This window comes from Aurantiacibacter hainanensis (assembly GCF_036321025.1).
Lineage (GTDB): Bacteria > Pseudomonadota > Alphaproteobacteria > Sphingomonadales > Sphingomonadaceae > Alteraurantiacibacter > Alteraurantiacibacter hainanensis.
In genome coordinates this window covers 348,842-373,883 of sequence record NZ_JAZAPB010000002.1, presented here as the reverse complement: position 1 = coordinate 373,883, position 25,042 = coordinate 348,842, and the positions used below count along the sequence as shown (strand labels likewise).

General features: G+C 65.0%; 19 protein-coding genes. 14 read left to right on the top strand and 5 right to left on the bottom strand.

What is annotated here, in order from left to right:
* Nucleotides 1–3: 3 nt before the first annotated feature.
* A complete protein-coding gene (locus AAA989_RS09305) occupies nucleotides 4–990 on the bottom strand; it encodes a glycoside hydrolase family 16 protein (RefSeq protein ID WP_338242906.1) in 987 nt (328 codons plus the stop codon).
* A 130-nt stretch (nucleotides 991–1,120) separates the two neighbouring features.
* Nucleotides 1,121–4,456 (bottom strand): TonB-dependent receptor, encoded by a 3,336-nt coding sequence (locus tag AAA989_RS09300; RefSeq protein WP_338242904.1) that lies wholly within the window; start codon nucleotides 4,454–4,456, stop codon nucleotides 1,121–1,123.
* 269 nt (nucleotides 4,457–4,725) lie between these two features.
* Here AAA989_RS09300 and AAA989_RS09295 point away from each other — a divergent pair, with 269 nt between their 5' ends.
* A complete protein-coding gene (locus AAA989_RS09295) occupies nucleotides 4,726–6,234 on the top strand; it encodes a tryptophan halogenase family protein (RefSeq protein WP_338242902.1) in 1,509 nt (502 codons plus the stop codon).
* 120 nt (nucleotides 6,235–6,354) lie between these two features.
* Nucleotides 6,355–7,029, top strand: a complete 675-nt coding sequence (locus AAA989_RS09290; RefSeq protein ID WP_338242900.1) for a response regulator transcription factor — start codon at nucleotides 6,355–6,357, stop codon at nucleotides 7,027–7,029.
* Nucleotides 7,030–7,117: 88 nt separating this feature from the next.
* Here the strand turns inward: AAA989_RS09290 and AAA989_RS09285 are convergent, their stop codons facing one another.
* Both AAA989_RS09285 and AAA989_RS09280 read right to left on the bottom strand, forming a co-directional pair.
* Nucleotides 7,118–9,835: a TonB-dependent receptor domain-containing protein gene (locus tag AAA989_RS09285; RefSeq protein WP_338242898.1), complete on the bottom strand. Its 2,718-nt coding sequence runs from the start codon at nucleotides 9,833–9,835 to the stop codon at nucleotides 7,118–7,120.
* A 124-nt stretch (nucleotides 9,836–9,959) separates the two neighbouring features.
* Complete coding sequence (locus AAA989_RS09280; RefSeq protein WP_338242896.1) at nucleotides 9,960–11,483, bottom strand: beta-helix domain-containing protein; 1,524 nt, start codon at nucleotides 11,481–11,483, stop codon at nucleotides 9,960–9,962.
* A gap of 308 nt (nucleotides 11,484–11,791) precedes the next feature.
* Between AAA989_RS09280 and AAA989_RS09275 the strand changes: the two genes are divergently transcribed.
* The 12 genes from AAA989_RS09275 (at nucleotide 11,792) to AAA989_RS09220 (ending at nucleotide 24,442) form a co-directional block, all read left to right on the top strand.
* Entirely contained in the window at nucleotides 11,792–12,154 is a 363-nt protein-coding gene (locus AAA989_RS09275) for a tetratricopeptide repeat protein (RefSeq protein ID WP_338242894.1), read from the top strand.
* 195 nt (nucleotides 12,155–12,349) lie between these two features.
* Nucleotides 12,350–12,988: a lytic transglycosylase domain-containing protein gene (locus AAA989_RS09270; RefSeq protein WP_338242893.1), complete on the top strand. Its 639-nt coding sequence runs from the start codon at nucleotides 12,350–12,352 to the stop codon at nucleotides 12,986–12,988.
* Nucleotides 12,989–12,990: 2 nt separating this feature from the next.
* On the top strand, nucleotides 12,991–13,284 hold the full coding sequence (locus tag AAA989_RS09265; protein ID WP_338242891.1) for a TrbC/VirB2 family protein: 294 nt from the start codon (nucleotides 12,991–12,993) through the stop codon (nucleotides 13,282–13,284).
* A gap of 12 nt (nucleotides 13,285–13,296) precedes the next feature.
* The gene (locus AAA989_RS09260; protein ID WP_338242889.1) at nucleotides 13,297–13,578 is read left to right on the top strand and encodes a VirB3 family type IV secretion system protein; all 282 of its coding nucleotides are present in this window, start codon (nucleotides 13,297–13,299) and stop codon (nucleotides 13,576–13,578) included.
* 50 nt (nucleotides 13,579–13,628) lie between these two features.
* Complete coding sequence (locus AAA989_RS09255; protein ID WP_338242888.1) at nucleotides 13,629–16,067, top strand: VirB4 family type IV secretion/conjugal transfer ATPase; 2,439 nt, start codon at nucleotides 13,629–13,631, stop codon at nucleotides 16,065–16,067.
* Nucleotides 16,064–17,278, top strand: coding sequence for a TrbL/VirB6 family protein (locus AAA989_RS09250; protein ID WP_338242886.1), 1,215 nt, complete (start codon nucleotides 16,064–16,066; stop codon nucleotides 17,276–17,278). The genes AAA989_RS09255 and AAA989_RS09250 overlap by 4 nt, the downstream gene beginning before the upstream one ends.
* Complete coding sequence (locus AAA989_RS09245) at nucleotides 17,275–18,072, top strand: TrbG/VirB9 family P-type conjugative transfer protein (protein ID WP_338242884.1); 798 nt, start codon at nucleotides 17,275–17,277, stop codon at nucleotides 18,070–18,072. Before AAA989_RS09250 ends, AAA989_RS09245 begins: the two co-directional genes overlap by 4 nt.
* A gap of 22 nt (nucleotides 18,073–18,094) precedes the next feature.
* The gene (locus AAA989_RS09240) at nucleotides 18,095–19,246 is read left to right on the top strand and encodes a TrbI/VirB10 family protein (protein ID WP_338242882.1); all 1,152 of its coding nucleotides are present in this window, start codon (nucleotides 18,095–18,097) and stop codon (nucleotides 19,244–19,246) included.
* 17 nt (nucleotides 19,247–19,263) lie between these two features.
* Complete coding sequence (gene virB11, locus AAA989_RS09235; RefSeq protein ID WP_434781443.1) at nucleotides 19,264–20,328, top strand: P-type DNA transfer ATPase VirB11; 1,065 nt, start codon at nucleotides 19,264–19,266, stop codon at nucleotides 20,326–20,328.
* A gap of 89 nt (nucleotides 20,329–20,417) precedes the next feature.
* On the top strand, nucleotides 20,418–22,604 hold the full coding sequence (locus tag AAA989_RS09230) for an RNA degradosome polyphosphate kinase (protein WP_338242879.1): 2,187 nt from the start codon (nucleotides 20,418–20,420) through the stop codon (nucleotides 22,602–22,604).
* Nucleotides 22,601–24,088, top strand: a complete 1,488-nt coding sequence (locus AAA989_RS09225) for a Ppx/GppA phosphatase family protein (RefSeq protein ID WP_338242877.1) — start codon at nucleotides 22,601–22,603, stop codon at nucleotides 24,086–24,088. Before AAA989_RS09230 ends, AAA989_RS09225 begins: the two co-directional genes overlap by 4 nt.
* Nucleotides 24,089–24,178: 90 nt before the next feature.
* Nucleotides 24,179–24,442, top strand: coding sequence for a hypothetical protein (locus AAA989_RS09220; RefSeq protein ID WP_338242875.1), 264 nt, complete (start codon nucleotides 24,179–24,181; stop codon nucleotides 24,440–24,442).
* 20 nt (nucleotides 24,443–24,462) lie between these two features.
* On the opposite strand, the gene AAA989_RS09215 is transcribed toward AAA989_RS09220, so the two are convergent.
* The gene (locus AAA989_RS09215) at nucleotides 24,463–25,035 is read right to left on the bottom strand and encodes a nuclear transport factor 2 family protein (RefSeq protein ID WP_338242873.1); all 573 of its coding nucleotides are present in this window, start codon (nucleotides 25,033–25,035) and stop codon (nucleotides 24,463–24,465) included.
* Between the last annotated feature and the right edge of the window lie 7 nt (nucleotides 25,036–25,042).

Here is a 25,042-nt window from a genome sequence, read left to right as displayed (position 1 = left end):
GTGTCAGTCCCCCGTACAGCCACGACCGGTAGCCGCGTCTGCCTCGCATTGCCAGACGCGCACCCAGTCAATCTCCATCTGCTTCGGGAACCCCTGCGTGGAAACGCCGCCAAGGGCGGTGCTTTCCGGCCAGTTCCCGCCGATGGCAAGGTTCAGGATAAGGTAGAAAGGCTGGTCGAAGGGCGCCTCGGGATCGTCGCTCGAAACGGTGTACCAGTCCGATGCTTCGATGGTGCCGAACACCTTTCCATCCAGCGTCCAGCTGATGCGCCCCTTTTCCCAGATCGCGCCGTAGACGTGAAAGTCGCCGTCCAGCACCTGTGGCTCGACGATCTCGCGGTTCGTGTAGGTGCTGGAATCGCCATCGCCGCCGTAGTGCAGCGTGCCAAGGATGGAGCTCTCGCCGCCGGGCTCGCACGTGTCGCACTCCACGCCCAGATTGACGGCTTCGAGAATGTCGATCTCGCCCGCTTCGGGCCAGCCGCCGTAGCGATCGTCCGACGGCAGCATCCAGAACGCGGGCCACACGCCCTGCCCTTGCGGCAGCCGTGCACGCATCTCGAATCGGCCGTAGGTCCAGTCGGCCAGCCCCTGCGTGGTCAGTTTTGCAGAGGTGAACGGCTTCGTCGCCTGCTCGGTCATGTCGAACGACGGGCCGGCAAAATGAGCCGGCCAGGCAGGCCCGGTAAAGTCCTCGTCGCGGGCAGTGATGACGAGCGCGCCGTCCTCCACCGAGACATTCGAAGGCCGCGCGGTGTAGCACTGCTGCTCGTTATTGCCGCCGCCCCAGCAATCCTCGATCAGGTTCCAGCGCTCGGCGTCGATGGCATTGCCGTCAAAATCGTCCGCCCACACCAGCTGCCAGTCGTCGTCGTGCGGCATGGCCTGTGCCGGACCCGGTGCCTGCGGCGCAACCGCGGCACAGGCGGCAAGCAAGGGTGCTGACAGAAGACATGGAGCAAACGCAGTTCGCCGGATCTCGAGTGTCATTCTCTTGTCCTTCCGCGTTGCCTGGCAGCAGGCTCTTGCCTTTCGCGCCGCCAGGCACCGAAAAAATGGGCCCCCGCGTGGGAGCACGCAGGAGCCCATCTCGTAATCCCGTCCGGAGGAGCTTTCGACGTTAGAAGTCGAAACGGACGAGGAAAGTGAAGCGACGGTCGTTGCGGAAAGCCGAGCGGGTGACCCGCGTGCCGTCGTAATCGATCACCTGCGAGGTCTCGGTCACCTCGTCGAGCAGGTTCACGCCCTGGACCCCGACCTTGATGGAGTCGGTGATGTCGTAGAATATCGACGCGTCCAGCTGGCCGGTCGCCTCCTGCCAGATCGGCGAGAACGGGAAAATGTCGTCTCGCGGCGTGATCAGGAAGGCGGATCGCCAGTTGTAGGCGGTGCGCAGCGCAAGCGGGCCACGCTCGTAGAACAGCGTCGCGTTGACGGTGTGCTCCGAAATGCCCTGCAGCGGCTGTCCGCTCACGAAAGGGCTGCCGTTCAGCGGTGCGCCGGCGCTTGCCACGGAGGGCGAACCGATGCCCGAGATCAGCGGATTGGGGAAATCGTTGCCGTTCACGTAGGTGTAGGTGAACTGGCTTCCCAGGCCGCCGAGCGGTCCCGGCAGGAAGTCGTAGGTCTGCTGATGGGCGATCTCGACACCGTACAGCGTGCCGTCGATATCGTTGGCCGGACCTTCGATGATAACGTCCTGCGACAGACCGCTGGGGGCGGTGTAGTTCACCACGCCGGTACCGCGGCTGACGATGCCCGTGATGTCCTTCACGAAACCCGCCACCGTCAGCGAGCCGACGTCGTCGAAGTACCACTCCGCCGAAAGGTCGTAGTTCCACGATTCGACCGGGAGCAGGTTGCGGTTGCCGGTCGAGATGCTGAGCAGCGGCCCGGAGTCCACGCGACCGCTGAAGCCCAGCACGCCGCCAGCGTTGAAGAGCTGGAGGTCGGGACGCGAAATGCCCTTGGACACCGCACCGCGCAGGACCCAGCCCGTGCCGCTGTCCAGACGCACGTTGAGCGCCGGGAGCCAGTGGTCGAAGGTGATGTCGCGGTCGTCGGGAACGGCCTCACCGGTGAAGAGCGATGCGAACTCCGCCAGGCGCTGACCGGTGAGGTTACAATACAGACGCTCCTGACCGACAGGGACCGGAGTCTGGCACAGTGCCTGGATCTCCGCCACCTGCACCACGCCGTCGCCGTTGCCGCCGATCGAGGGATCGTCGAACTGGTTGGCCTGCGGGAAGCCGACCAGCGCATCCGAGCTCACCTTGGTCTCGACGTAGCGAAGACCGATGTTGCCGCCCAGCGACCAGCCGCTGTCGAAGTCATGCCCGAAATCGACGCGGGCATAGGCAGCCTTCGTGATTTCCGTGACGTTGGAGATTTCCGGCGGGCAGAAGGGATCGCACGCGATCGTCTCGCCGTTCACCGGGTTGGTATAGGTACGACCGGCGACGCCCAGGTTGAAGCGCTCCGGCGAGAACGAGAATTCGGAAATCTCGTCCCACTGCGGCTGGACTTCACCAGCCAGATAGTCGGCCAGGAAATCGTCGCCGCCGTAGAACCATGCCTGTCCGTTGGGGATCGGCGTTGCCGCCTCGCCGCGCTGGAAGTTCTCGGCGAACGGATCGCGCAGCTGCGAATACTCGGGGAATTCGTCGGTGAAGGCACCGCCGCCGGTGGCGAATTCCTGCCCCGGAAGACCGGTGTAGAGGCGGCCCGGGATGAACCCGTTGCCGAACGGACCCGGCCCCTCGGAGAAGCAGCCCGGACCTTCGCCCCAGGGGGCGCAGCCGCCGCGGCCGGTCCACGGGGCCGACAGGTTGCCCCAGGTGCTGAAGTTGGTGTTGCGGGTCGTGCGGTCGCGGTCCGCCCAGCGGGCGCCGAAGGCGGCCTTGCGGAAGAAGCCCTCGCCGATGTCGTATTCCACATCGCCACGCAGGGTGTACATCTCCCCGTCGTTCCGCTCGCGGCTGTCGAGGCCGAACCAGTAGTAGGTGTAGAAGCCGCTGGAGAAATAGTCGTCCGGCGCACCCATCGGCGCGATGAACTGCACGTTCGGCGTTTCGCCGGAAAGGTCGAGATCGATGTCGGCCCAGGTGCTCAGCGCTCCGAAGACGGAGTCGCGCGTCAGGTCGGACTGGACGATCTGGCCTTCGAAGTTGAAGCGCAGGCGATCGGTCACCTCGAAGAAGACATCGACGGAATAGTCTTCGGTGACGGTCTCGGTGTTGCGCAGGAAGCGCAGGGAGTCGACTGGGATGCCGCCCCAGCCGAACGGCGTGGCATAGGCATTGCCGACATTGTCGGTCAGGATTCCGCTTTCGAAAAGTCCGTCATCGTCGAAGGTGAAATTGGTGCCCGGACGGGGATCGGGTGCGGCAACACCGTCGTCAATACGGCCCAGCAGCGCATATTCCTCGGTGAAGAAGCTCGCCTTCGAGCGGAGGTACTCAGCCGTCACCAGGAAGCGGCCGTCGGTGCTTTCGAACTGGCCGATGGCCGAGATCGCCTCGCGGTCACGGTCGAGATCGGTCGTGCGAACACCCGCGTACTGCGGAACGATGACCGAACCGGTCGGCGGGAAATTGCTCTCGTCGTAGTTCTGGACATCGCCGAAGCCGCCCGAGTTCACATCGAACACGCGCAGACAGCCGCCCGAGAGGTCGGCATTACGATAGCACGGATCGGCAACCTGCGAGGCATCGGTGCGGCTCTGCAGTTCGGACCAGGAATAGGAACCCTGGATACCGAAGGTGCCGATCGCGGTGTCGAAGGTGTTGGATGCCAGGACGTTGAACGTGGGCGACCATTCTTCGCGAAGATCGCCATAGTTGGCTTCGATCGACCCGGCGACGTGCAGGCCCGGAGTGTCGAGCGGCTTGCGGGTAACGAGATTGACCAGGCCTGCAATCTGGCCCTCGATCATGTCGGCGGTCTGGTTCTTGTAGACCTCCACGCGGCCCACGAGTTCGGGCGACACGTCCTCGAAGCTGAGGCTGCGTCCGCCGGTGGCCGAGAAGATGTCGCGGCCGTTTAGCTCACTGCGGACGTAGGGAAGGCCGCGGATGATGACGCCGGTGCCCTCGACCGAGAAGCGGTCGGGGTCGGAGGTCTTCTCGAAGCGGCCGATGTTGACGCCCGGCACGCGCTGCAGGGCTTCGGTAACCGAACGATCGGGGAGCGCGCCGACATCTTCGGCCGTGATCACGTCGACGACGGTGTCGGCGTTTTCCTTGAAATCCTGCGCGGTCCGCAGCGAAGCACGGAAGCCGCTGACGACGATGACGTTCGCATCGGCCTCGCCCGCTTCCTGCGCGGCTTCTTCCTCGACCGTTTCCTGCGCAAGGGCGACATTGCTCACCGCCATGCAGAGCGCGAGGCTGGAAACACCCGCCAGCGCACGGCTGCGACGAGCGAACGAAAGACTGCTATCGATTCGAGCTGACACTGACTGCTCTCCCCATTGATCCGCCTGTATTAATTCGGGCGATATCGGATAAATACACTTGCACCCAAGCGGCGCGACGTGACCTGCATACCAATATTGTGATCGTTCACAACCGCAAAAAATGAACGTTCACATCGAGCGCCTTCTGGTGTAGCATTTTTGCAATAACCGCCTGCCGCGGCCTTGGGTGTGACGGAGGCCCGTCTCCTTTTGCGCCCGGGAGCAAAGCGGGCTAGGCGCAGCAGGGACAGGATCGGGCGAAGCGCATCATGGCAATCGAGAACATCGTAATCGTTGGCGGCGGCACGGCCGGATGGATGGCGGCGGCAGCCCTGTCGCGCCTGAAGAAGGGGCGCGATCTCGGCATAACGCTGGTGGAGTCCGAAGCGATCGGCACCGTGGGCGTGGGCGAGGCGACGATCCCGCCGTTCGTGGAATTCAACCAGCTGTTGCAGATCGACGAGCGCGAAATGCTCGCCGCGGCGCAGGGCAGCTTCAAGCTCGGCATCCAGTTCGTCAACTGGGGCGCCGTGGGGGACAGCTACATCCACCCCTTCGGCAACTACGGCTATCACATCGGCGACATGTCGTTTCACCACGTGTGGCACTTCATGAAGCAGCAGGGCGACAAGCGCCCGATCCAGGTCTTCAATGCAGAAACCATGGCCGCGTTCTTCGGCAAGTTCGCCCGCACCCAGGACACCAAGCGGGATGACCTGCCGCCGATCAATTACGCCTACCACCTCGACGCCGGCCGCTATGCCGGCTTCCTGCGCAAGTATGCCGAGACGCGCGGCGTCGTGCGGCAGGAAGGGCGGATCGAGGATGTGCAACTCGACGGCGAAAGCGGGGACGTCGCATCAGTCACGCTGGAGGGTGGACAGGTGCTGGAGGGCGACCTCTTCATCGATTGCTCGGGCTTTCGCGGCCTGCTGATCGAGCAGGCGCTGGAAACGGGATACGAGGACTGGACGCACTGGCTTCCGTGCAACCGGGCCGTCGCCCTGCCCTGCAACCGCGACGACGGCAGCCCGCCCCCGCCCTTCACCCGCGCGACGGCGCACAGCGCAGGCTGGCAATGGCAGGTGCCCCTGCAGCACCGCAACGGCAACGGCCATGTCTATTGCGATGCCTTCATGGAAGCCGACGAGGCGACCGACATCCTGGTGAACAACCTTGCCGGAAAGCCGACGGCCGATCCCAATCACCTGCGCTTCGTTACCGGGAGGCGGAAGAAGTTCTGGAACCGCAACGTGGTGGCCCTGGGCCTTTCGGCAGGGTTCATGGAGCCGCTCGAATCCACCTCCATCCACCTGATCAACACCGGCATCACCAAGCTGATCGCGGTGCTCTCGCTGGAAGGCATTACCGATGCCCAGCGCGAGACATTCAACCGCCTGACCGGCACAGAGTATCGCCGCATCCGCGATTTCCTCGTGCTCCACTACAACACCACCACGCGCGACGATTCCGAATTCTGGAACTACTGCCGCACGATGAGCGTGCCCGACACGCTGACCGAGAAGGTGGAACTGTTCCGCGAAACCGGACAGATCTTCCGCGAGGAGGACGAGTTGTTCACCGAAACCAGCTGGGCTGCGGTGATGATGGGCCAGGGCGTAGCCATGAAGGGCCACAACCCGATGGCCGAGGGGCTGGACCGGGAAGAGACCAGGAAGGAACTCGACGAGATCGAGAAGTCCATCCGGTATCTCGTCCAGCACATGCCGGGGCACGCCGAATACCTCGGCAAGTACTGCCCCGCCCCTCCTCTCTAGGTTGCCGGCCTTCCCCTTTCGGGTGTGAAATTTTCCCAATCTCGAATTGCCGCGCCAGTGTCATAGACCGGTCATGCAGCCTTGGCAGGACAGTCCCCGCTAGCGAACGAGCAGGGGCGAATGGACCGCATCACCATCTTCACGACCGACCGGGAGGCTGCCCGTTATGCGGACTTCACGCAGGGCGACGCGATCTTCCGTTTTACCCTGTTGCCGCCGGAGGGTCCGCTGTCGCTGGTTGACGGACGGGCCTGGGTATTCGTCGACTGGGTGATGGACACGCTGTCCGGCCTCGAGTTGGTGCGCCGTCTGCGCGCCGACCCGCGCATGCGCGATGCCCACATCACCATCGTGCTCGAGGAAGACGATCCCGACGACCGGCGCCGCGCTCTGAAAGCGGGTGCGGACGACTACGCGGTGGGTCCGCTCTCGCGCCAGGCGATGCTCGACCGGGTCCTTGCACTGTTTGCCGAGGGACGATCGGGGCCGAGGTTCCGTCTGATCGAATTCGGAGACCTGCGCATCAACGTCGCCGGCGAACAGGCGCGCTGGCGTGGCGAGCTGATCTGCCTGCGCCCCAACGAGTTCCGCGTGCTGCGCTTCATGGCGGAAAATCCCAACCGCGTGCTGTCGCGGCAGGAATTGATCGATGCCTTGGGCAAGGCCGGCGATCCCGATTATCTGCGCACCGTCGATGTCTGGATCAAGCGCCTGCGCCAGGGTCTGCGCACGGCCGGTGCCGGACACCTCCTGCGCACGGTCCATGGTCGCGGCTACGTCCTCGATCTGATCTGACGGTATCCGATAGCGCGGAGGCACGGGGGACAACTGAAACGGCCCCCCGCACGCGGCGAGGGACCGTTCGGATCCACAAATCTCCGGTCTAGAACGTCAGCGAGAGCGACGCGCCCAGTTCCATCCCGCGATCGTAGGTATTGATATCGGCGCGGTTGGTGCCGTCGGTCTGGAATTCCTCGTACGGGCGTCCGAAGATGTTGCGCGCTTCCAGCTTCAGTTCCGCTTCGCTGCCGAAGAGGTCGAAGCCCTGCCGCGCCACAAGGTCCACCCGCAGGCCGGGATCCTCGATGATGTCGGGAAGGCCCGAGGTGCCGCGGCTGGTCACGCGCTCGCTGGCGTAGGATACCAGCAAGGTGAATTGCTGCAGCACGTCGACATCCTCCAGGCTGACCTGGAAGTTGGCGAGATGGTCGGACTGCCCGGTCAGCGGCACGCCGTCGACGAACAGGTTGGTTGCCGGGATTTCGCCGTTGGGGAACAGCAGGGTCGTGTCGTCCGGACCGACCGAGATTTCAGAATTGGTGTAGGTGTAGTTGGCGATGAACAGCAGTTCCTTGCTCTCGAAGAAACCGCCCCAGTTCATGAGATCGAACGTGTACTGAAGATCGGCCTCCACGCCCCATAGGGTGGCGCTGGGAGCGTTGGCGAAGCTGGTCAGCTGGTCGTTGTCAGAGAAGCTCGAGAACGCCTCGATGGGGTTCTCGATATCCTTGTAGAACCCGGCCACCGACACGCGATCGCCACCGCCGAAGTAGTATTCGCCGCGCAATTCGAGGTTGGTCAGTTCGCTGTCCACCAGGAAGGGGTTGCCGTTGAACTGGCGGTTGGTTTCCGGATCGTAGTAGGTCTGGAAGATCAGTTCGCGGAATTGCGGACGGGCCAGCGTCATCGAGCCGTTGGCGCGGATCTGCAGGTCCTCGACCGGCTCCCAGGTGATCGTGGCGGCGGGCAGCCAGTATTCGTTGTCGAGCAGCGTCGAGCTGGCCGAGTTGAGCGGCGTGGCGAACACCTCGACCGGGTCCACGGTCTGCTCGGCAGTCTCGTAGCGCACGCCCACGTCCAGCAGCACGCCCAGCGTGGGCTCCCAGTTGATCTTGCCGTAGGCGCCATGAATGGTGAGCGCGGCGATGAAGGCCGGGTCAGACTGCGTGGATTCGATCAGGCCGACGTCGAATGCGTCGAGGATCGCATCGCCAAGCAGCAGGTCGGGCCGCAGCAGGCCCACGGCGTCGGGGAAGCTGGTCGGGGCGTTGAACAGGAATTCGCGGCGCTCGGAATAGCGTTCTGTGTCCGAATAGGCGTAGCCGCCGGTCAGCGATAGGCCGTCGGCCAGTTCGAAACTGATGTCGATGCCGCCCGCCCACAGCTCTTCCTGCAGGTCGGAGAAGACAACGGTGGCGTCGCCCGTCTGACGGTCGAGCACGTTGATGAAGTAGTCGCTGAGCGGGCCCTGCGCATTGTCGCGCACATAGGTGAAGGTGTATTCGTAGGGCGCCTCGCGGTCGGTGCGGGCGTATCCGCCGCGCAGATCGACGTTGACGCCGCCGAATTCGAGTTCGGCCACCAGCTGGCTGTCGATCAGCTGGCGTTCGTACCACGCTGTCTGCTGCTGCTGGATGCTGTCGTCGTCCTGGAAATCCTCTCCTTCGGAGAAGCGGGCCAGTTTCGTCGTGTCGCGAATGAACAGGTTGGTCCAGCGGAACTGGTGGTCGCCCAGCTCCAGGCCGAAGCCCAGCAGCGCATTCACCAGCACGTTGTTGTCGGTGACGTTGTCGACGAAATCGCTGTCCAGCGAGAAGTCGGCCAGCACCGCCTGCGAGGTGATGTTGCGCGTGCGCCAGCTATTGCTGATGGAACCGGTGAGCACCACGCCCAGCAGGCCATCGCCGAACACGTCGAGAGAAGTGCCAGCGGTCAGGCCAGCCGACCAGTTCGGCTGCACGTCGCCGATCTTCTGCAACACGATCAGGTTGGGATTGCCGAGCTGCTTGCCGATATCGAGCTGCGTGACCGGTGCCTGGTTGAAATTCTGCTGCGGATCGAGCGGAACGTCGCTGAGGCGGAGGCCGCTGTCGAAGAAGGTCTGCAGCGCGGGCGGAATGTCGCGCGTGCCGTCGTCGAAGCCGAACCAGTCGTAGTCGGACCCGTAGTAGCCGAGGCCGTTGCTGAAAGTGGTCTCGGTGTCGCCGCTGATGCCACCGCTGATTTCCAGAAAGCTCTCTTCCGGAACGGCCCGCGTGGTGAGGTTGATCACACCGCCGCCGAATTCGCCTGGAAAGTTTGCCGAATAGGTCTTTTGGACGAGGCTGGACGCGACGACGTTGGTGGGGAAGATATCGAGCGGGACGACGCGGCTGAGGGGCTGCGGCGACGGCAGCGGCAAGCCGTTGAGCAATGCCAGCGAGTAACGATCGCCCAGGCCACGGACATAGACGTAACCGTCGCCCTGCACGGAAAGACCGGTAACGCGGCCCAGCGCGCCGGCGATATCGCCTTCGCCGGTGCGGGCGATCTGTTCGGTGGAAAGGACGCTGACGACCTGCGTCGAATTGCGCGTGGGATCGCGATTGATGCGCCCCGTCACGATGATCGATCCGCCGGGCACGGAGATGTCCGGATCCTCGAACTCCTCCTCCTGCTCGTCGAGGAGGGGATCTTCCTGCCGGTCAACCTCTTCCTGGGTCGGTGCCTGGGCGCCGCCGGCGTTGGGGGTACCTGCGGTGCCCTGGGCGAATGCCGCGCCGGGTATTGTGAGCGCGGTGGTGAGCAGAAGCAGCCCCGCCAGCCGCTTGCCAGTCGTCATTGTCATGACTCCCTCATGAGTCGATCCGGAAAATCAAGGCGGACCCGCAAGCCCGCCGCGTCAAAAAGCGAAAGAGGGGAAGCCGCCGGGCAGGCCCGGAAGTGCTTCCCCTCCTTCAGGGTCATCAGAAGACCGGGATGCCCGTGCAGTTGCCGGTGTTGTTGCCGAAGGTCAGGGCCGAGCTGTCGCAGGTCCAGCCCTGCGTCCAGTCGTTGGCGGCCGACACGGCACCGATGAAGGTGACGGTCTCGAAGAAGCTGGACAGCGCCGTCGCGTCGAAGATCGGGGTGTAGCCGTCTTCGTTGGCGCCGTTCAGGTAACCGTTCTGGATGGTGTTGGTGAAATCCTTGGTGTTGCCGGCGCCGGCATCGAAGGCCGCCTCGGCATCGGCGGCGCTCACGCCATCGCTGCCGTCGCGGAAGTTCGTCTGGCAATCCAGCGCGACGGATTCGAAGCGCGGGGCTCCGTTTTCGTCAGGCTGGCCGGAGGTGGCGATCGTCTCGGTCTGGTCGATGCGGATACAAGGCGTACCGGCAGCCGAGGCGTCGATGATCACCGAGTTGGCGATCAGGTAGTCGGCCGCACCGCGGATGCGCACGACCTGATCGTCGTCCTTGCGCTGGATCAGCGTGGCGTTGACGAGGTTGGTCTCCTGGCGCGGCGTCTGCTGGTACAGGCCGTTGTCGGAGTCCGCCTCGATGATCGCGTCGCCGGCACCCGCGCGCTGGGCCACCAGCACGTACTGGGCGTTCAGCTTCACACCGGTGTCGGAGTCGAGCGAGTCGTCCTCGGCACCTGCCACGATCAGGTTCGAGATGTTCACCTCGCCGCCGAAGAATTCGACACCGTCGTCGGACGAGTTCACCGACTGGATGAAGCTGAGCTCGGTGTTGTTGCCGGTGCCGCCGGTGGTCAGCGACTGGAGTTCGCTGTCGCCGGAAAGGACGAAGCCGGAATAGCGGATCTGGACGTAGCTGAGCGTGCCCGAGCTGTCGTTCGGGCTGGCGCCGCCGAACAGGTTATCCTGTGCGGAGCCTTCGACCAGACGGTCGCAGTTCACGGTGCCGGGCGTTGCGCCCGATTGGCGGCAGTCGGTGACGGGAGCCGTGCCCGACAGCACCACGCCGCCCCACTGGCCCGAGGAATCGGCATTGTTCAGGCCGAGCACGTTGTCGCGGCTGGTGAAGATGATCGGCTGGTTGACGGTGCCCACGGCATCGATGTTGTTGCCGCGCTCCACGTTCAGGAACGACGAGCCGCTGGCGTAGATGATGACGCCGGGCTCGATCGTCAGGGTCACGTCGGGATTGTTGCCGTCGGCCGTCGGGCCGCCGTCGGTGCCGACGCTGACCTGACCGGCCAGGCGATAAAGGAGGCCATCGATGCGCGGCAGCGTGGTGTCCGCCGTGAAGCGCTGCGGCGTTGCGCAGACGCGCCATTCGCCCTCGGGGCCGGTGATCGTGCCTTCGTCGGCCAGGCCAGCCGGGTCGTTGACGGTCGGGCAGCCATTGGCCGGCGTCACCAGCGGGCCGGACGTCGGCGTGGGCGTAGGCGTTGGCGCGGAGGTCGGAGCCGGGGTGATGATCGTCACGTTGCCACCGGTGCCAGGCGAAGCGATTTCCTCGGCGCCGCAGGCGGCGAGCGCCATGGCCGAACAACCGAGTATCAAAGAGCGAGAAAGATTAGTCACAGCGAACGGTCCCCTCAAAAAACCGAGAATCAGGTGAAGCGAAATGCGATGTCGCGAGAGGACGGCTAGGCGCGCCAGATTACACTTTGGCGACCGTGTGACGGATTTGCGTTACAGAGTGTCACATACCGGCGAGGACATTGTTTTTACTGCACAAAAAACTTGTCCACGGTTTGACTATTGCACTTTTATGACAATGTGACGGTTTTATTGCATTGGTGTAATATGCTGCGCAAAATGGCTGCCAACGATTTGGGAGAACCATCATGTTTGCAACTCTGACCACGGCGTTCCTGATGCTCGCGCAGGCCGGGCCTTCCGCCGCGACCACGCAGCCCGACATCGAGACGCGCGACGTCGAATACGAAACCATCGTCTCTGGCGACGCGCGCGAGGCGATTGCCCAGCTTGAACTGGCCCGCGCCGAAAACCCCGGCGATCCGGCTCTGCTCATCAACCTTGGCGCAGCCTATGCCGCGATCGGCGAATACCGATTGGCCGAGCAGGCCTACCGCGATGCCATCGCCAGCGACGATCGTTACGAACTGGAACTGGCCAACGGCGACTGGATCGATTCGCGCCGCGCCGCGCAGCTGGCGCTTCTCTCGCTGGAGGATGTTTCCGAATAACGCCGCCACAAGGCCTGCCATGCAGGCCATATAATATGGCGTCGATAGCGCGCTGGTGACTATCCAACGCACCTCGGGCCCGGAGAGCATCGCTTTCCGGGCCCCTTCCTTTGCTGCCGGGCCGGCCCGATTTTGCCCGGACTGTCATGGCGTTGTCATTTGTTGTAAGCATTGGGGCCGCTCTGGAGGGCCCGAATGATTCTGCGTTTCTGCACATCCACGCTTGCGCTTGCGCTGGCCGGATTCTGCGCGCTTCCCGCGCAGGCCGATGTGCTGGAAATCTCCGACGCGGGAGAGGCGCAGTGGATCGCCGGGCCGGTGGCGAAGGTGGAAATGAACGCCGTCCTGCCCCCCGTGCCGATAACGGAAGTGCCTGAAATCGCGGCGTCGCTGGTGCCCGAAGGGGCCGTGGCCGATACTGCCGAACATTCGTCCGCCATTCCCGCTGCCTATGCCGATTACGTGGCAGAGCTTGCGCTGCGCTTCGATCTCAGCCCGGCGCTTATCGAGGCCGTGGTATGGCAGGAAAGCCGCTGGCGCGAGGATGCGGTTTCGCCGGTCGGCGCGCGCGGCCTTGCCCAGCTGATGCCCGGCACCGCGCGCGACCTGGGCGTAAATCCCGACGATCCGCGCGCCAACCTGGAAGGCGGCGCGCGCTACCTGCGCGAGCAGCTGGACCGCTTCGATGGCGATCTGGAAAAGGCGCTGGCCGCCTACAATGCCGGACCGGGACGGGTGATCCGTTCAGGCGGCATTCCGCGCATACGTGAAACTCAGGTCTATGTGGCCGCGATCATGGGCCGCCTGTCCGATCATTCCCGGAGTTCCGACTGACAATGAATGCTTTCTTTCGCCTGGCCGCAGCTGTCGCGGTGCTGGTTGTTCCCACCAATGCCTATGCGCAGGATCCTGCCGGATCGGGCCCCATCAACAACGCGCTTGCCTGGATGCAGAACACGCTGCTGGGCAGCGTGGCGACGGCCGTCGCCGTGATGGCCGTCGCGGCCGTTGGCTTCATGATGCTGACGGGCCGGATGAACTGGCGCTTCGGTGCGACCGTGATCCTGGGCTGCTTCATCATCTTCGGTGCCGCCTCGATCGTGGCCGGCATCCAGGGCGCAGCGGGTTAAGGGGCCAAAGAGATGCAACTCGTCCGCCATCCCGTCCATCGCGCGCTCACCCGCCCGCAGATGTTCGCGGGCGTGACGTTCAACTATTTCATCATCAACGCGCTCGTGACGACCGAGGCCTTTCTCATCCTTAAGAGCCTCTGGATCCTGCCGATCCCCATCATCATGCACGCGATAGGATACTTCGCCTGCCTTCGCGAACCGCGCATCTTCGACCTGTGGCTGACCAAGGTCAGCAAGTGTCCGCGGGTGAAGAACTACAGCCGCTGGGGCTGCAACAGCTACGCCGCCTGACGCGCGGCAATTGAACCGCCGCCCGCGACGGTGCGGCACGGAGTGAGACCATGAAGAGCAAGTGGCCCGGTAAGTGGCTTGGAGCCGCCGCCTGGAGCGCCAAGGAAGCGCAGGCCGGTGAGCGCCTGCCCTATGCGCGGCTGGTCGACGAGAACGTGCTGCTGCTGCGCGACGGATCGCTGATGGCCGCGCTGCAGGTGCCCGGCCTGCTGTTCGAGACCGAGGATACCGACGCGCTGAACGCCCATGCGCAGAGCCGCGAGGTCATGCTGCGCAGCAACCTCGATGCGCGTTTCGTGCTCTATCATCACGTGATCCGCCGCCGGGTCAGCGTGGAACTGGATGCCAGCTTCGACGATCCGCTTTCGGCCCATATCGATCGCCGCTGGCGCGAGAAGCTGTCGAGCGGATCGCTGTTCGTGAACGACCAGTTCGTCTCGCTCGTGCGCCGGCCCGCGCGCGGCAAGGCTGGCCTTGCCGAGAAGGCGGGCAAGCTGTTCAAGCGCCGCAACGAGGAAGAGCCGGTCGATCCCAAGGATCTGCGCTCGCTTCGTGCTGCGTTGCAGGCGCTGGCCGCCAGCCTGGGCGATTACGGCGCGCAGCCACTTGGCGACTATGTCGGGCCGTCTGGCAATACCAACAACGAAGTGCTCGAACTGCTGAGCGCGCTCTACAACGGCGAGATGCGTCCGGTGCGCCGGCCCGAGGTCGAGACCGACATCGGCAAGATGCTGCCGTACCGCCGCGCCAGCTTTGGCCTGGATGCGATGGAGCTGCGCGGCAGCGGCGGGGCCGATTTCGCCTCGATCCTCAGTCTCAAGGACTACCCCGACGCCACCAGCCCCGGCCTGCTGGATGGCATGCTGCGCCTGCCCTACGAGATGATCGTGACCGAGAGTTTCGCGCCGGAAGAAAGGCAGACCGCGCGCGAGAAGATCGACCTTGCCATCCGCCGCCTGAAAAGCGCTGACGAGGAAGCCCAGTCCGAACGCGCCGAGATGATGGCCGCGCGCGACGAACTTGGCGCTGGCTCGGTAGCATTCGGCGACCATCACCTTTCCGTGCTCGTGCGCGAACGCAATCTCGACCGGCTGGACGATGCCACGGCCGCCGTCGCCGCCAGCCTGGCCGATACGGGCGCCATTGCCGTGCGCGAGGACACCAATCTGGAGCCTGCCTTCTGGGGCCAATTCCCGGGCAACGAGCATTACCTGGTGCGCCGTGCCATGATCTCCACCGCCAACATGGCGAGCTTCGGATCCTTGCACGGCATGGCGCTGGGGCAGGCCGAGGGCAACCACTGGGGCGATGCGGTCACGCTGTTGCAGACAACCAGCTCGACGCCCTTCTTCTTCAATTTCCACACCGGCGACCTGGGCAACTTCTCGGTCATCGGCCCGTCGGGTTCGGGCAAGACCGTGGTGATGAACTTCCTCGCCGCGCAGGCGCAGAAATTCTCGCCCCGCACCATCCTGTTCGACAAGGATCGCGGCGCGGAGCTGTTCATTCGCGGGATCGGCGGCACCTACGACCGCATCCGGTCGGGTGAGCCGACCGGCTTCAATCCGCTGGCGCTGCCCGATACGCCTGCCAACCGCGGCTTCCTGCGCGACTGGCTCTCGGTGCTGCTGAAGGCCGAGGGGCCGGAGGAAAGCGCCACCATCGCCTCTGCCGTGGACGCGGCCTACGCCAACGATCCTTCACTCCGCCGCCTGCGCCACTTCAAGGAACTCGTCTCGGGCGCGCGCCGTCCGCAGCCGGGCGACCTGGCGGATCGCCTGTCTGCCTGGATAGAGGACGGCGAACACGGCTGGCTGTTCGACAACGAGGCCGACCGGCTGGACTTGTCGACCCGCGTGATGGGCTTCGACATGACCGCGCTGCTGGAAAATCCCAAGCTGCGCACGCCGGTGATGATGTACCTGTTCCACCGCATCGACGAGCGGCTGGACGGCCAGCCCACCATGGTGCTGATCGACGAAGGGTGGAAGGCGCTGGACGATGAAGTGTTCGCCGCGCGAATCCGCGACTGGCTGAAGACCATGCGAAAGCGCAACGCGCTGGTCGGCTTTGCCACCCAGTCGGCGCGCGACGCGCTGGACAGCAAGATCTCCACCGCGCTGGTGGAGCAGACCGCCACCATGGTGTTCATGCCCAACGCCCGCGCCCGGGCGGAAGACTATTGCGACGGCTTCGGCCTGACCGAGCACGAGCTGGCGCTGATCAAGTCGCTGCCCGCCCATTCCCGCTGCTTCCTCGTCCGCCAGCCGGACGCCAGTGTCGTGGTGCGGCTCGACCTGTCGGGCGCGCCCGAAGTGCTCACCATCCTTTCCGGCCGCGAGAGCAGCGTGCGCCGGCTCGACCTGCTGCGCGAGGCCGTGGGTAACGATCCCGCGCAGTGGTATCCGGCGCTGACCAACCGGCCCTGGCCCGGACATGGTGATCCGCAGGACGAAGACGACGACTTCAACTGGCAGGCCGCGGAATGAGCGCCGCTTCCACCTCGACCAGCGTAGGCGTGGAATGCATGCGCGCCATGGAAGGCGTTGGTGCCGGCATCGGCGCGTCCCTGCGCGGCGTGGACTGCGCCGCCAGCGAAATGGCGCAGGCCGCGTTCAATCGCCTGTTCAGCGCAGAGGGCAGCTTTGGCCCCGCGCTTACCATCCTGCTGACGCTCTGGATCGCGTTTCTCGGCTTCGGCCTGATCACCGGTCGCATGCGTCTTGGCCTTTCATCGCTCACGCCGCGCATGGTCACGCTGGTGCTGGTCATCACCTTCGCCACCAGCTGGGTCGCCTTCCAGAGCGTGTTCTGGAACCTGGCGGTGGGCGCGCCGGACCAGATCGCAACGGTGCTGATGGGTACGGACGGTTCTGCCACCACGATCTTCGCCGACAAGCTGGACGTGGTGATGCTTTCGCTGATGGAAGCATCGGGCGGGGATGCGATGGCCAACGACACCTCGATCTTCTCGCCCCCGGGCCTGCTGTGGTCGGGCGGCACGATGCTCCTGCTGGGCACCGTCGGCGTGCTCGCCACGTGCAAGATCGCGCTCGCAATCCTGATGGGCCTTGGTCCGATCTTCATTCTTCTGGCGCTGTTCGACGGCACGCGCGGCCTGTTCGTGGGCTGGCTGAAAGGCGTGGTGCTGATGGCACTGGCCCCGCTGTTCGCGGTGCTCGGCGGATCGCTGATGCTGGAACTGGCTATCCCGGTGCTCTCCAGCCTCTCCGCCAATCCCGGTCAGATCGACGTTCGCCCGGCGATGGCCTTCTTCATGATCGGCGCGGTGCACCTGGCGCTGATGTTCATGGTGCTGAGGGTTGCCACCACCATGGTGGCCGGGTGGAGCGTCTTCGGCCTTTCCGCCAATGCCGGGGCGGACGAACGCGGCGGGATCAACACCGCCGCTGCGTCCCCCGCCGCAGCGCCCCTGGCCCCGGCTCTCACCGGAAGCACGGCGCGCGAACGGGCGGCGCAGACCGCCCCGCCTACGCGCGACATTCGCGTCACCGCGTCCACCCCTCTCGCAGCCAACGATACCGGCGGCGGATCGACGCGTGTGCGCGAGACGAGAATCGTGCAGCCCGGCGGGCCTGGCGAACAGGGCCGCAACGGTTCCACCACCCCATCTCGGGCACGCGGTATCGGCAGCCGCTTCAAGTCCGCACCCGTACGTTCTTCGGAGAAAATGCAATGATCCGCGAAAGCATCGCCGCGATGCTGCTGGCATCCACCCTGATGGCCGCCCCCGCCCTGGCGCAGGACCCGCGCCTCGTGGAACGGCTTTACGATCCCACACAGGTCGTGCGGATCGAGGGCAAGGTGAACGTCCAGTCCACCATCCAGTTCGGCGAAGGCGAGGCGATCGAGAACGTCGCCATCGGCGACAGTCAGAGCTGGCAGGTCACGCCCAACCGCCGCGCCAACCTGCTGTTCGTGAAGCCGCTGGAGCCGCGCGCCAGCACCAACATGACGGTGGTGACCAACAAGCACACCTACCTGTTCGACCTTGTCGCCACGCCCAATACGCGGACGCCGCTGTACGTCCTCACCTTCACCTACCCGGTCGAAGTGGACCCGGTCGAGGATGAAGCGGGCGTCCTCGCCTCGGCCAATGCCGCACCGGGCGAAGGCCCCAACGCCATGGAACTGGCCGCCGCGAACGACGACTATGCCGTGCTCGATCCCACCCTGCTGAATTTCGACTGGGCCGCCAGCGGCAGCGCCGCCCTGCTGCCCGAGCGCATCTACGACGACGGGTCCGCCACTTTCCTGGCCTGGCCCTCCGGCCAGCCCATGCCTGCCATATTGGTGAAGGATCACGAGGGTACCGAAGGCCCGGTGAACTTCGCCGTGCGCGGAGACACCATCGTGCTCGACGTGGTGCCCAGCGAAATCATCCTGCGCTCGGGAGACGATGCGGCCATGCTCGTCAACGAAGGCCCGCTCGGCGCGGTAAATGCCGACGGAACGGCCCAGCAGGGCGCCTGATCGCGATTCTGGAGTAAAGAACATGAAACTTGCCATGCGCCTGCCCGAAAAGACCGCCGGTCATGCCAACGACGAGGATCCGCGCGACGGCGAGACGACCGAGGTCATCGACCTTGCCAGCCGCACCTCCTATCCGGCGGTGGCCAATCGCAAGGGCAACAAGGATGCTCTGGGGCTGCTGGCCGGTGTCGGCTTCGTCGCCCTTCTGGGCGCGGCGACATTGTGGGGCCTGAACGCCAGCCGCACCGATGAACAGCAGGCCGCCGATGCGGGGCCCGCCTCCGTCGCGCCGCCCCCTGCCCCGGCAGACCTCGCCGCATCGCCCACCGATGGACTACCTAGCGCCAATGCCGGTGTCCTGCCCGCCGGCGATCCTGCGCCCTCCCCGGTGCTGGCGCGGGTTCCCGATGGCAACGTGGCCGTCGGCACGGCAACCAACCCCTATTCATCGCCCACGCTGGTCTATGACGGCGGCGTCGCGCCAAGCAGAGCGGCCGCCAACGCAGCAGCGGCGGAGGCTGCAGCAGCCGGCGCTTCGTCCAACAGCGTCGTGCCCGGCGGCGGCGCGGCCAACGAGTTCGCCGCCCGCATCGGCGGCGTCGGCGGCGGCCCCGCCCTCGCCACGCAGGACGTGAACCCGACCACCACGGTTACGCAGGGCACCATGATCCCCGCGATCCTGGAGACGGCGATCAACACCGACGTGCCCGGCTTCGTGCGCGCCGTGGTAAGCCAGGACGTGCGCAGCTTCGATGGCAGCCGCGTGCTCATCCCGCGCTCCAGCCGCCTTGTCGGCCAGTACCAGTCGGGCCTGCAGGCCGGCCAGCGCCGGGCCTATGTCATCTGGCAGCGCGTGATCCGTCCCGACGGCGTCACCGTGTCGCTGCAAAGCCCTGCCACGAGTTTCGATGGCACGGCGGGCCTGGAAGGCGAGGTGGACAGCCATTTCTTCAGCCGCTTCGGTTCGGCCATGCTGCTGTCGGTCATCGGCGGGCTGACCACGATCGCCAGCGGCGGCGCCTCGGTGGTGCTTGGCGGCGGGCAGAACGCGGCCAGCACCGCCTTGCAGCAGGACGGCCAGCGACCGCCCACCGTGCGCGTGCGCATGGGTGAGCCGATCCGCGTCTACACCGCGCGCGACCTTGATTTCAGTCAGGCCCCGCAGGTCAACTGAGCGTGAGGGATTGATCGGTGTCGGCTGAAATCCACCGCCTTGGCGAGGAGCGCGAGCAGGGGGCCGCGACGGACGAGCGTACGCCGCTGGCTGGCCCGCCTGCCGACGCGCCGCAGGTTCCGACCGGCTCCGTATATCTCGACGCCTATCTTGCGCCCTTCCGCGACTGGCTGGAACGCGACACCGTTACCGAGATCCTGGTCAACCGGCCCGGCGAGATGTGGGTGGAGGACGCCGCCAGCCCCGGGATGCAGCGCATCGAAAACGATGCCATCGACGATAAGCTGATCCAGCGGCTGGCCGAGCAGGTCGCCCGCATCAGCCACCAGGGCATCAACCGCGAGCACCCGCTGCTGGGCGCAACGCTGCCCGACGGCGCGCGCATCCAGTTCTGCGGCCCGCCTGCCACCCGCAAGCACTGGGCCATGGCCGTGCGTCGCCATCGGCGGCTGGACCTGCCACTGGATGCCTATGACACGGGTCCGCTGTCGCAGCCGAATGAAGCCGACATGCCCGACCCGCAGGAGCAGCCCGTCGAATTCCTGCGCGCGGCGATCCGGGCGCGGAAGACCATCCTGATTTCCGGCGGCACCAGCACCGGCAAGACGACCTTCCTCAACGCGATGCTGGGCGAAATTCCCCGCGACGAACGCGTGGTGCTGGTGGAGGACACCCCCGAACTGAAATTCCCCGGCGCCAATGCCGTGGGCCTGGTGGCCGTGAAGGGCGAGCTCGGCGAAGCGAAAGTGACCGCCAACGAGCTGCTGCAATCGGCGCTTCGGCTGCGACCCGACCGGATCGTGCTTGGCGAATTGCGCGGGGCCGAGAGCGTGTCGTTCCTGCGCGCCATCAACACCGGCCACCCCGGCAGCTTTTCCACCATCCACGCCAATTCGCTGCGCGGCGCGCTGGAGCAATTGAGCCTGATGGTGATGCAGACCGGCATCGGCCTCTCACGGTCCGACACCATCTCCTATTCCGCCAGCGTGATCGACGTGATCGTCCAGCTGAAACGGGCGGAGGGCAAGCGTGGCATTGCCGCCATCGCCCGCGCCGCGGACCTGGTGGAAACCTGGAACTGAACGGCACGGTAAGGCGCTGACCCATTGCGCCTGTCCGCCGATTGCGCGACACAGCAAGGCCATCTCGCAGCAGGAGCGTTTGAGGAGCCATGAGCACCGCCCCCGAGTCCGTCACACCCTCGCCGCCGCAAGGGGCTGACCCGGACCTGCTGTCTCCCGAAGAACGCTATTTCAACCGCGAACTGTCGTGGCTTTCGTTCAACCAGCGCGTTCTGGCCGAAGCCAATCGCAGTTCGTACCCGCTGCTGGAGCGGATGCGGTTCCTGTCGATATCCGGCAGCAACCTCGACGAATTCATGATGATCCGCGTCGCCGGCCTTGCCGGACAGGTGCGCAGCGGCGTCGCCGAGATGTCGCTGGACGGGCGCACGCCCAAGCAGCAGCTGATCGCCATTCAGGAAACCTTTCGCGAACTGGAGCGCGGGCAGCAGGAAACGCTCGCCCGGCTGCGTCCGCTGCTGGCCGAACAGGGCATCCACATCACCGGGGAAGACCGGATCAACGAGGATGCCGAGAACTGGCTGCGGCATTATTTCCTCGATCACATCATGCCGGTGATCACCCCGCAGGCGATCGACCCCGCGCACCCCTTCCCCTTCGTCGCCAACCTCGGACTTGGCGCACTGTTCAACCTCACGCGCAAGGACGACGGCAGCCGCCTGGTGGAGATGGTGCTGATACCTTCCGCGCTGCCCCGCTTCGTGCGCATTCCCCAGGGGGTTGCCGGAGAGGAAGCGATCTACGTCGCAGTGGAGCGACTGGTTTGCCGCTATGCCGATCTTATGTTTCCGGGCTTCACCGTCACCGGTGACGGCGTGTTCCGCATCCTGCGCGACAGCGACATAGAGATCGAGGAAGAGGCCGAGGACCTCGTGCGCTATTTCCGCAGCGCGATCCAGCGTCGCCGCCGCGGCCAGGTGATCATGCTGGAGATCGACGAGAGTTTCGATCCCGAGGCCGAGGAACTGCTGCGCGACAAGCTGGAGCTGGAGCAGGCCTTCATCACCAAGACCGAGGGCATGCTGGGCATCTCCGGCCTGGAGGAGGTGGTGAAGGAGGACCGGCCAGACCTGAAATTCACCCCCTATTCTCCGCGCTATCCCGAACGGGTGATGGAGCACGATGGCGACGTGTTCGCGGCCGTCCACGAAAAGGACATCGTCATCCACCACCCCTACGAAAGCTTCGAGGTGGTGGTCGATTTCCTGCGGCAGGCGGCGAACGATCCTAACGTCATCTCGATCAAGCAGGCGCTCTACCGCGCGGGACAGCAGTCCCCCGTCATCAACGCGCTGACCGCGGCGGCGGAGAACGGCAAGTCGGTGACAGCCGTGGTGGAACTGAAGGCCCGCTTCGACGAGGAGCAGAACCTGAAATGGGCGAGCGAGCTGGAGCGCGCCGGAGTGCAGGTGATCTACGGCTTCATCGACTGGAAGACCCACGCGAAGATCTCGATGGTCGTGCGCCAGGAGGAAGGCGGCTATCGAACCTACTGCCACTTCGGCACGGGCAACTATCATCCGGTGACGACCAAGATCTACACCGATCTCAGCTACTTCACCGCCGATCCGGCGCTGGGGCGCGATGCTTCCAAGCTGTTTAATTTCATCACCGGATATGTCGAGCCGCAGCAGATGGAAAAGCTTGCGATCTCGCCGCTCGACCTGCTGGAAACCCTTCTCGATGATATCGAGACGGAAATCGAATTCGCGCGCGCAGGAAAGCCCGCAACGATCTGGATGAAGATAAACCAAATCACCGAAAAGCGCGTGATCGACAAGCTGTACGAGGCCAGCCAGGCGGGCGTGCAGGTGGTGCTGGTATGCCGCGGCATCTGCTGTTTGCGCCCGGGCGTGCCAGGCCTCTCCGACAATATTACCGTCAAGTCGATCATCGGCCGGTTCCTGGAACACAGCCGCATCTACGCCTTTGGCAATGGCGAGCCGCTGCCCAGCGACAAGGCAAAGGTCTACATTTCCAGCGCCGACGTGATGGACCGCAACCTCTACCGCCGGGTGGAGGCGCTGGTGCCGATCATCAACGACACGGTGCACGACCAGATCCTGGAACAGGTGCTGCTGGCCAACCTGCTCGATACCGAACTCAGCTGGCTGCTCGACGGCGAGACGGGCGAATACGAGAGGGTCGAGAGCGATGACGACGATGGCTTCAACTGCCATGACTATTTCATGACCAACCCATCCCTTTCGGGCCGAGGCGGCGCATTGAAGGAGGATCGCGTACCCAAGCTGACCCTGCGCAAGGGAGCGGTATGACCGCAGGTTTCGCAAGTAACCGGGCAAAGCTCGCCGACCGACCGCAACGCGCGGTCATCGACATAGGATCAAACACCGTTCGCCTGGTGGTCTATTCCGGACCCCAACGCGCGCCTGCCGTCTGGCTGAACGAGAAGGTGACGCCGAAGCTGGGCCGTGATCTCGCCACGACCGGCCGCATACCCGACAAGGCAATCGATATTGCGCTGGGCGGGTTGGCGCGGTTCGCATGCATCCTGAAAGACCTCGAGGTGACCGACGTGCGCACCGTCGCCACGGCGGCCGTGCGCGATGCCGAGAACGGCCCGAAGTTCGCAAGGCAGGTCCGCGACCTTGGCCTCGATATCGAGGTGTTGTCGGGCGAGGAGGAGGCGGAAACCTCTGCCTACGGCGTGATCGGCGCCTTTCCCGGCGCGGAAGGCGTCGTGGCCGACCTTGGCGGCGGTAGCCTGGAACTGGTCGCGATCGGCGACGGCAAATGCTCGCACGGGGTTAGCCTGCCGCTGGGAACGCTGCGGCTGCCCGCCCTGCGGGAAAAAGGCACGAAAGCATTCAACAAGGCGATTAGAGCCGAACTGGCGAAGGCTGATTGGGCGGGCGCGCACCCCGGTCCGCTCTACATGGTCGGCGGAACGTGGCGGGCCCTCGCCAACTTCGCCATGCACCGCACCGATTATCCGCTTACCGATCCGCAAGCCTACCACATGACCCCGGCGGAGGCCGACAGGTTTGCAAAGAAGCTGTCGGGCATGGACCCCGCCGATCTCAGCTCCATCTCCGGCATATCTTCTTCGCGCGCGGGCGGCCTGCCCGATGCCGCCGCGATGCTGCGCCCGCTGCTTGCCGAACTCGAGCCTGATGGACTGGTCTTCTCGTCCTGGGGCCTTCGCGAAGGCGTGCTCTATCGCGGCCTGTCTCCCGCGGCGCGCCAGCTCGATCCGCTGCTGGCCGCAGTCGCCCACTTCACCGAGCCGCGAGGGGCATCGCACACCGCCGCCATGCAGATCGCGGCATGGACATCGGACGCGACGAGTGGCGGGGGCAACGGCTCGGAACGGGTGCGGCTGGCGGCGATCATGCTCAGCCTGGCGCAGTGGCATGTCGAGCCGAACATGCGCCTCAATCACTCGATCGACTGGGCGCTGCACAAGCGCTGGCTGGGACTGGATCACAAGGGGCGGGCGATGATCGCCGCTGCCTTGCGCGCGGCCAATGGCAAGCCCGAACCCACGGCCGACCTTCAGGCCCTGGCCAGCGACGAGGCCCTGCACGAAGCGGCGGCCTGGGGCCTGGCATTCCGCCTTTGTCGCCGCATCGGTGCGGGGTCCAAGCTCTCATTGCTGTCGAGCCGGCTGACGCGCGAGGACGAGGTCCTGCGGCTGTGGCTGGAGCCGGGACGGGCGCAATTGATATCCGACCAGGTGGAAACGGAACTGGCGCGGCTGGCGGCCTGGCTCGGCTGCGAGGGCATTCTCGAAGCCTAGGGCAGTCTGACAATTTTGTGACAGGCTGCGGGTTCGCTTGCCTTGCGCGCCATTGCTTCGCATCTCCAGCCTCTCACAAAAGTAAAGATCGTGGCCAGAAGCGAAGAACCCACCCCGCCGCCGTCGGCAACCGAGACGGACAGCCAGGATGCGCTTGCGCTCGATGCGTTGGCCAAGGCCGTTCTCGCGCGCGAAATCCGCCCGCGAGCCTCCTCTGTCAGGCGCCTGGCGGAAGGTGTCCTTTCCCTTCAGCAGGACGTGAAGAAAGCGCGCAAGAAAGCGCGCAAGGCCACGAAGCCGGCGAAGAAGAACAAGAAGCTGGCGAAGATACCCGGACAGAAGAAGGGCAAGTAGGTTCGCGCAGCGGCCCTGCGCTATCCCTGGTCGAAGGGATCGCGCGATTGCTCATCGAAAGGACGGGTGTCGGCAGGTTCGCTGCTGTAGGGCGGTCGCTGCGGCAGCTTTCGCTCACCTTTCCAGGGTACCTGATCCACTTCCGTCCAGGCGTTCACCGTCAGCCGCCAGAACTTCCAGCGCCCGTCTTCCTTCACCAGCCGATCGTCGCGCGTGCCGATGCCGAACACGAAGTTGGTGCGATAGTCGGCATTCCACTGGATGATCTGGAAGAAGCAGCGCACTCGCGCGCCCTCGGGGTGCGGATCCATGATGAACTGGTTCATCAGGTGCTGGCGTCCGTACCACCAGTGCTGGCGATCGTACCACAGGCTGCGCAGGTTCTCGCGAATGGCATCGTGGCCCTTCACGCGTCCCTGCCACAGGTGGTCGAACTCGGCATCTCGGGCGAAGGTAGCGATGGCCTGCTCCTCGTCCGCAAGGTCGATGCCCCAGGCATAGCGGGCGTAGAGCTCCTCGATCTCGCCGCGATCTTCGGCCGGCATCACTTGCGGCACGCCGTCTGGCCAGCAGGCGCTCTGGCATTCGCTCATTTCATTT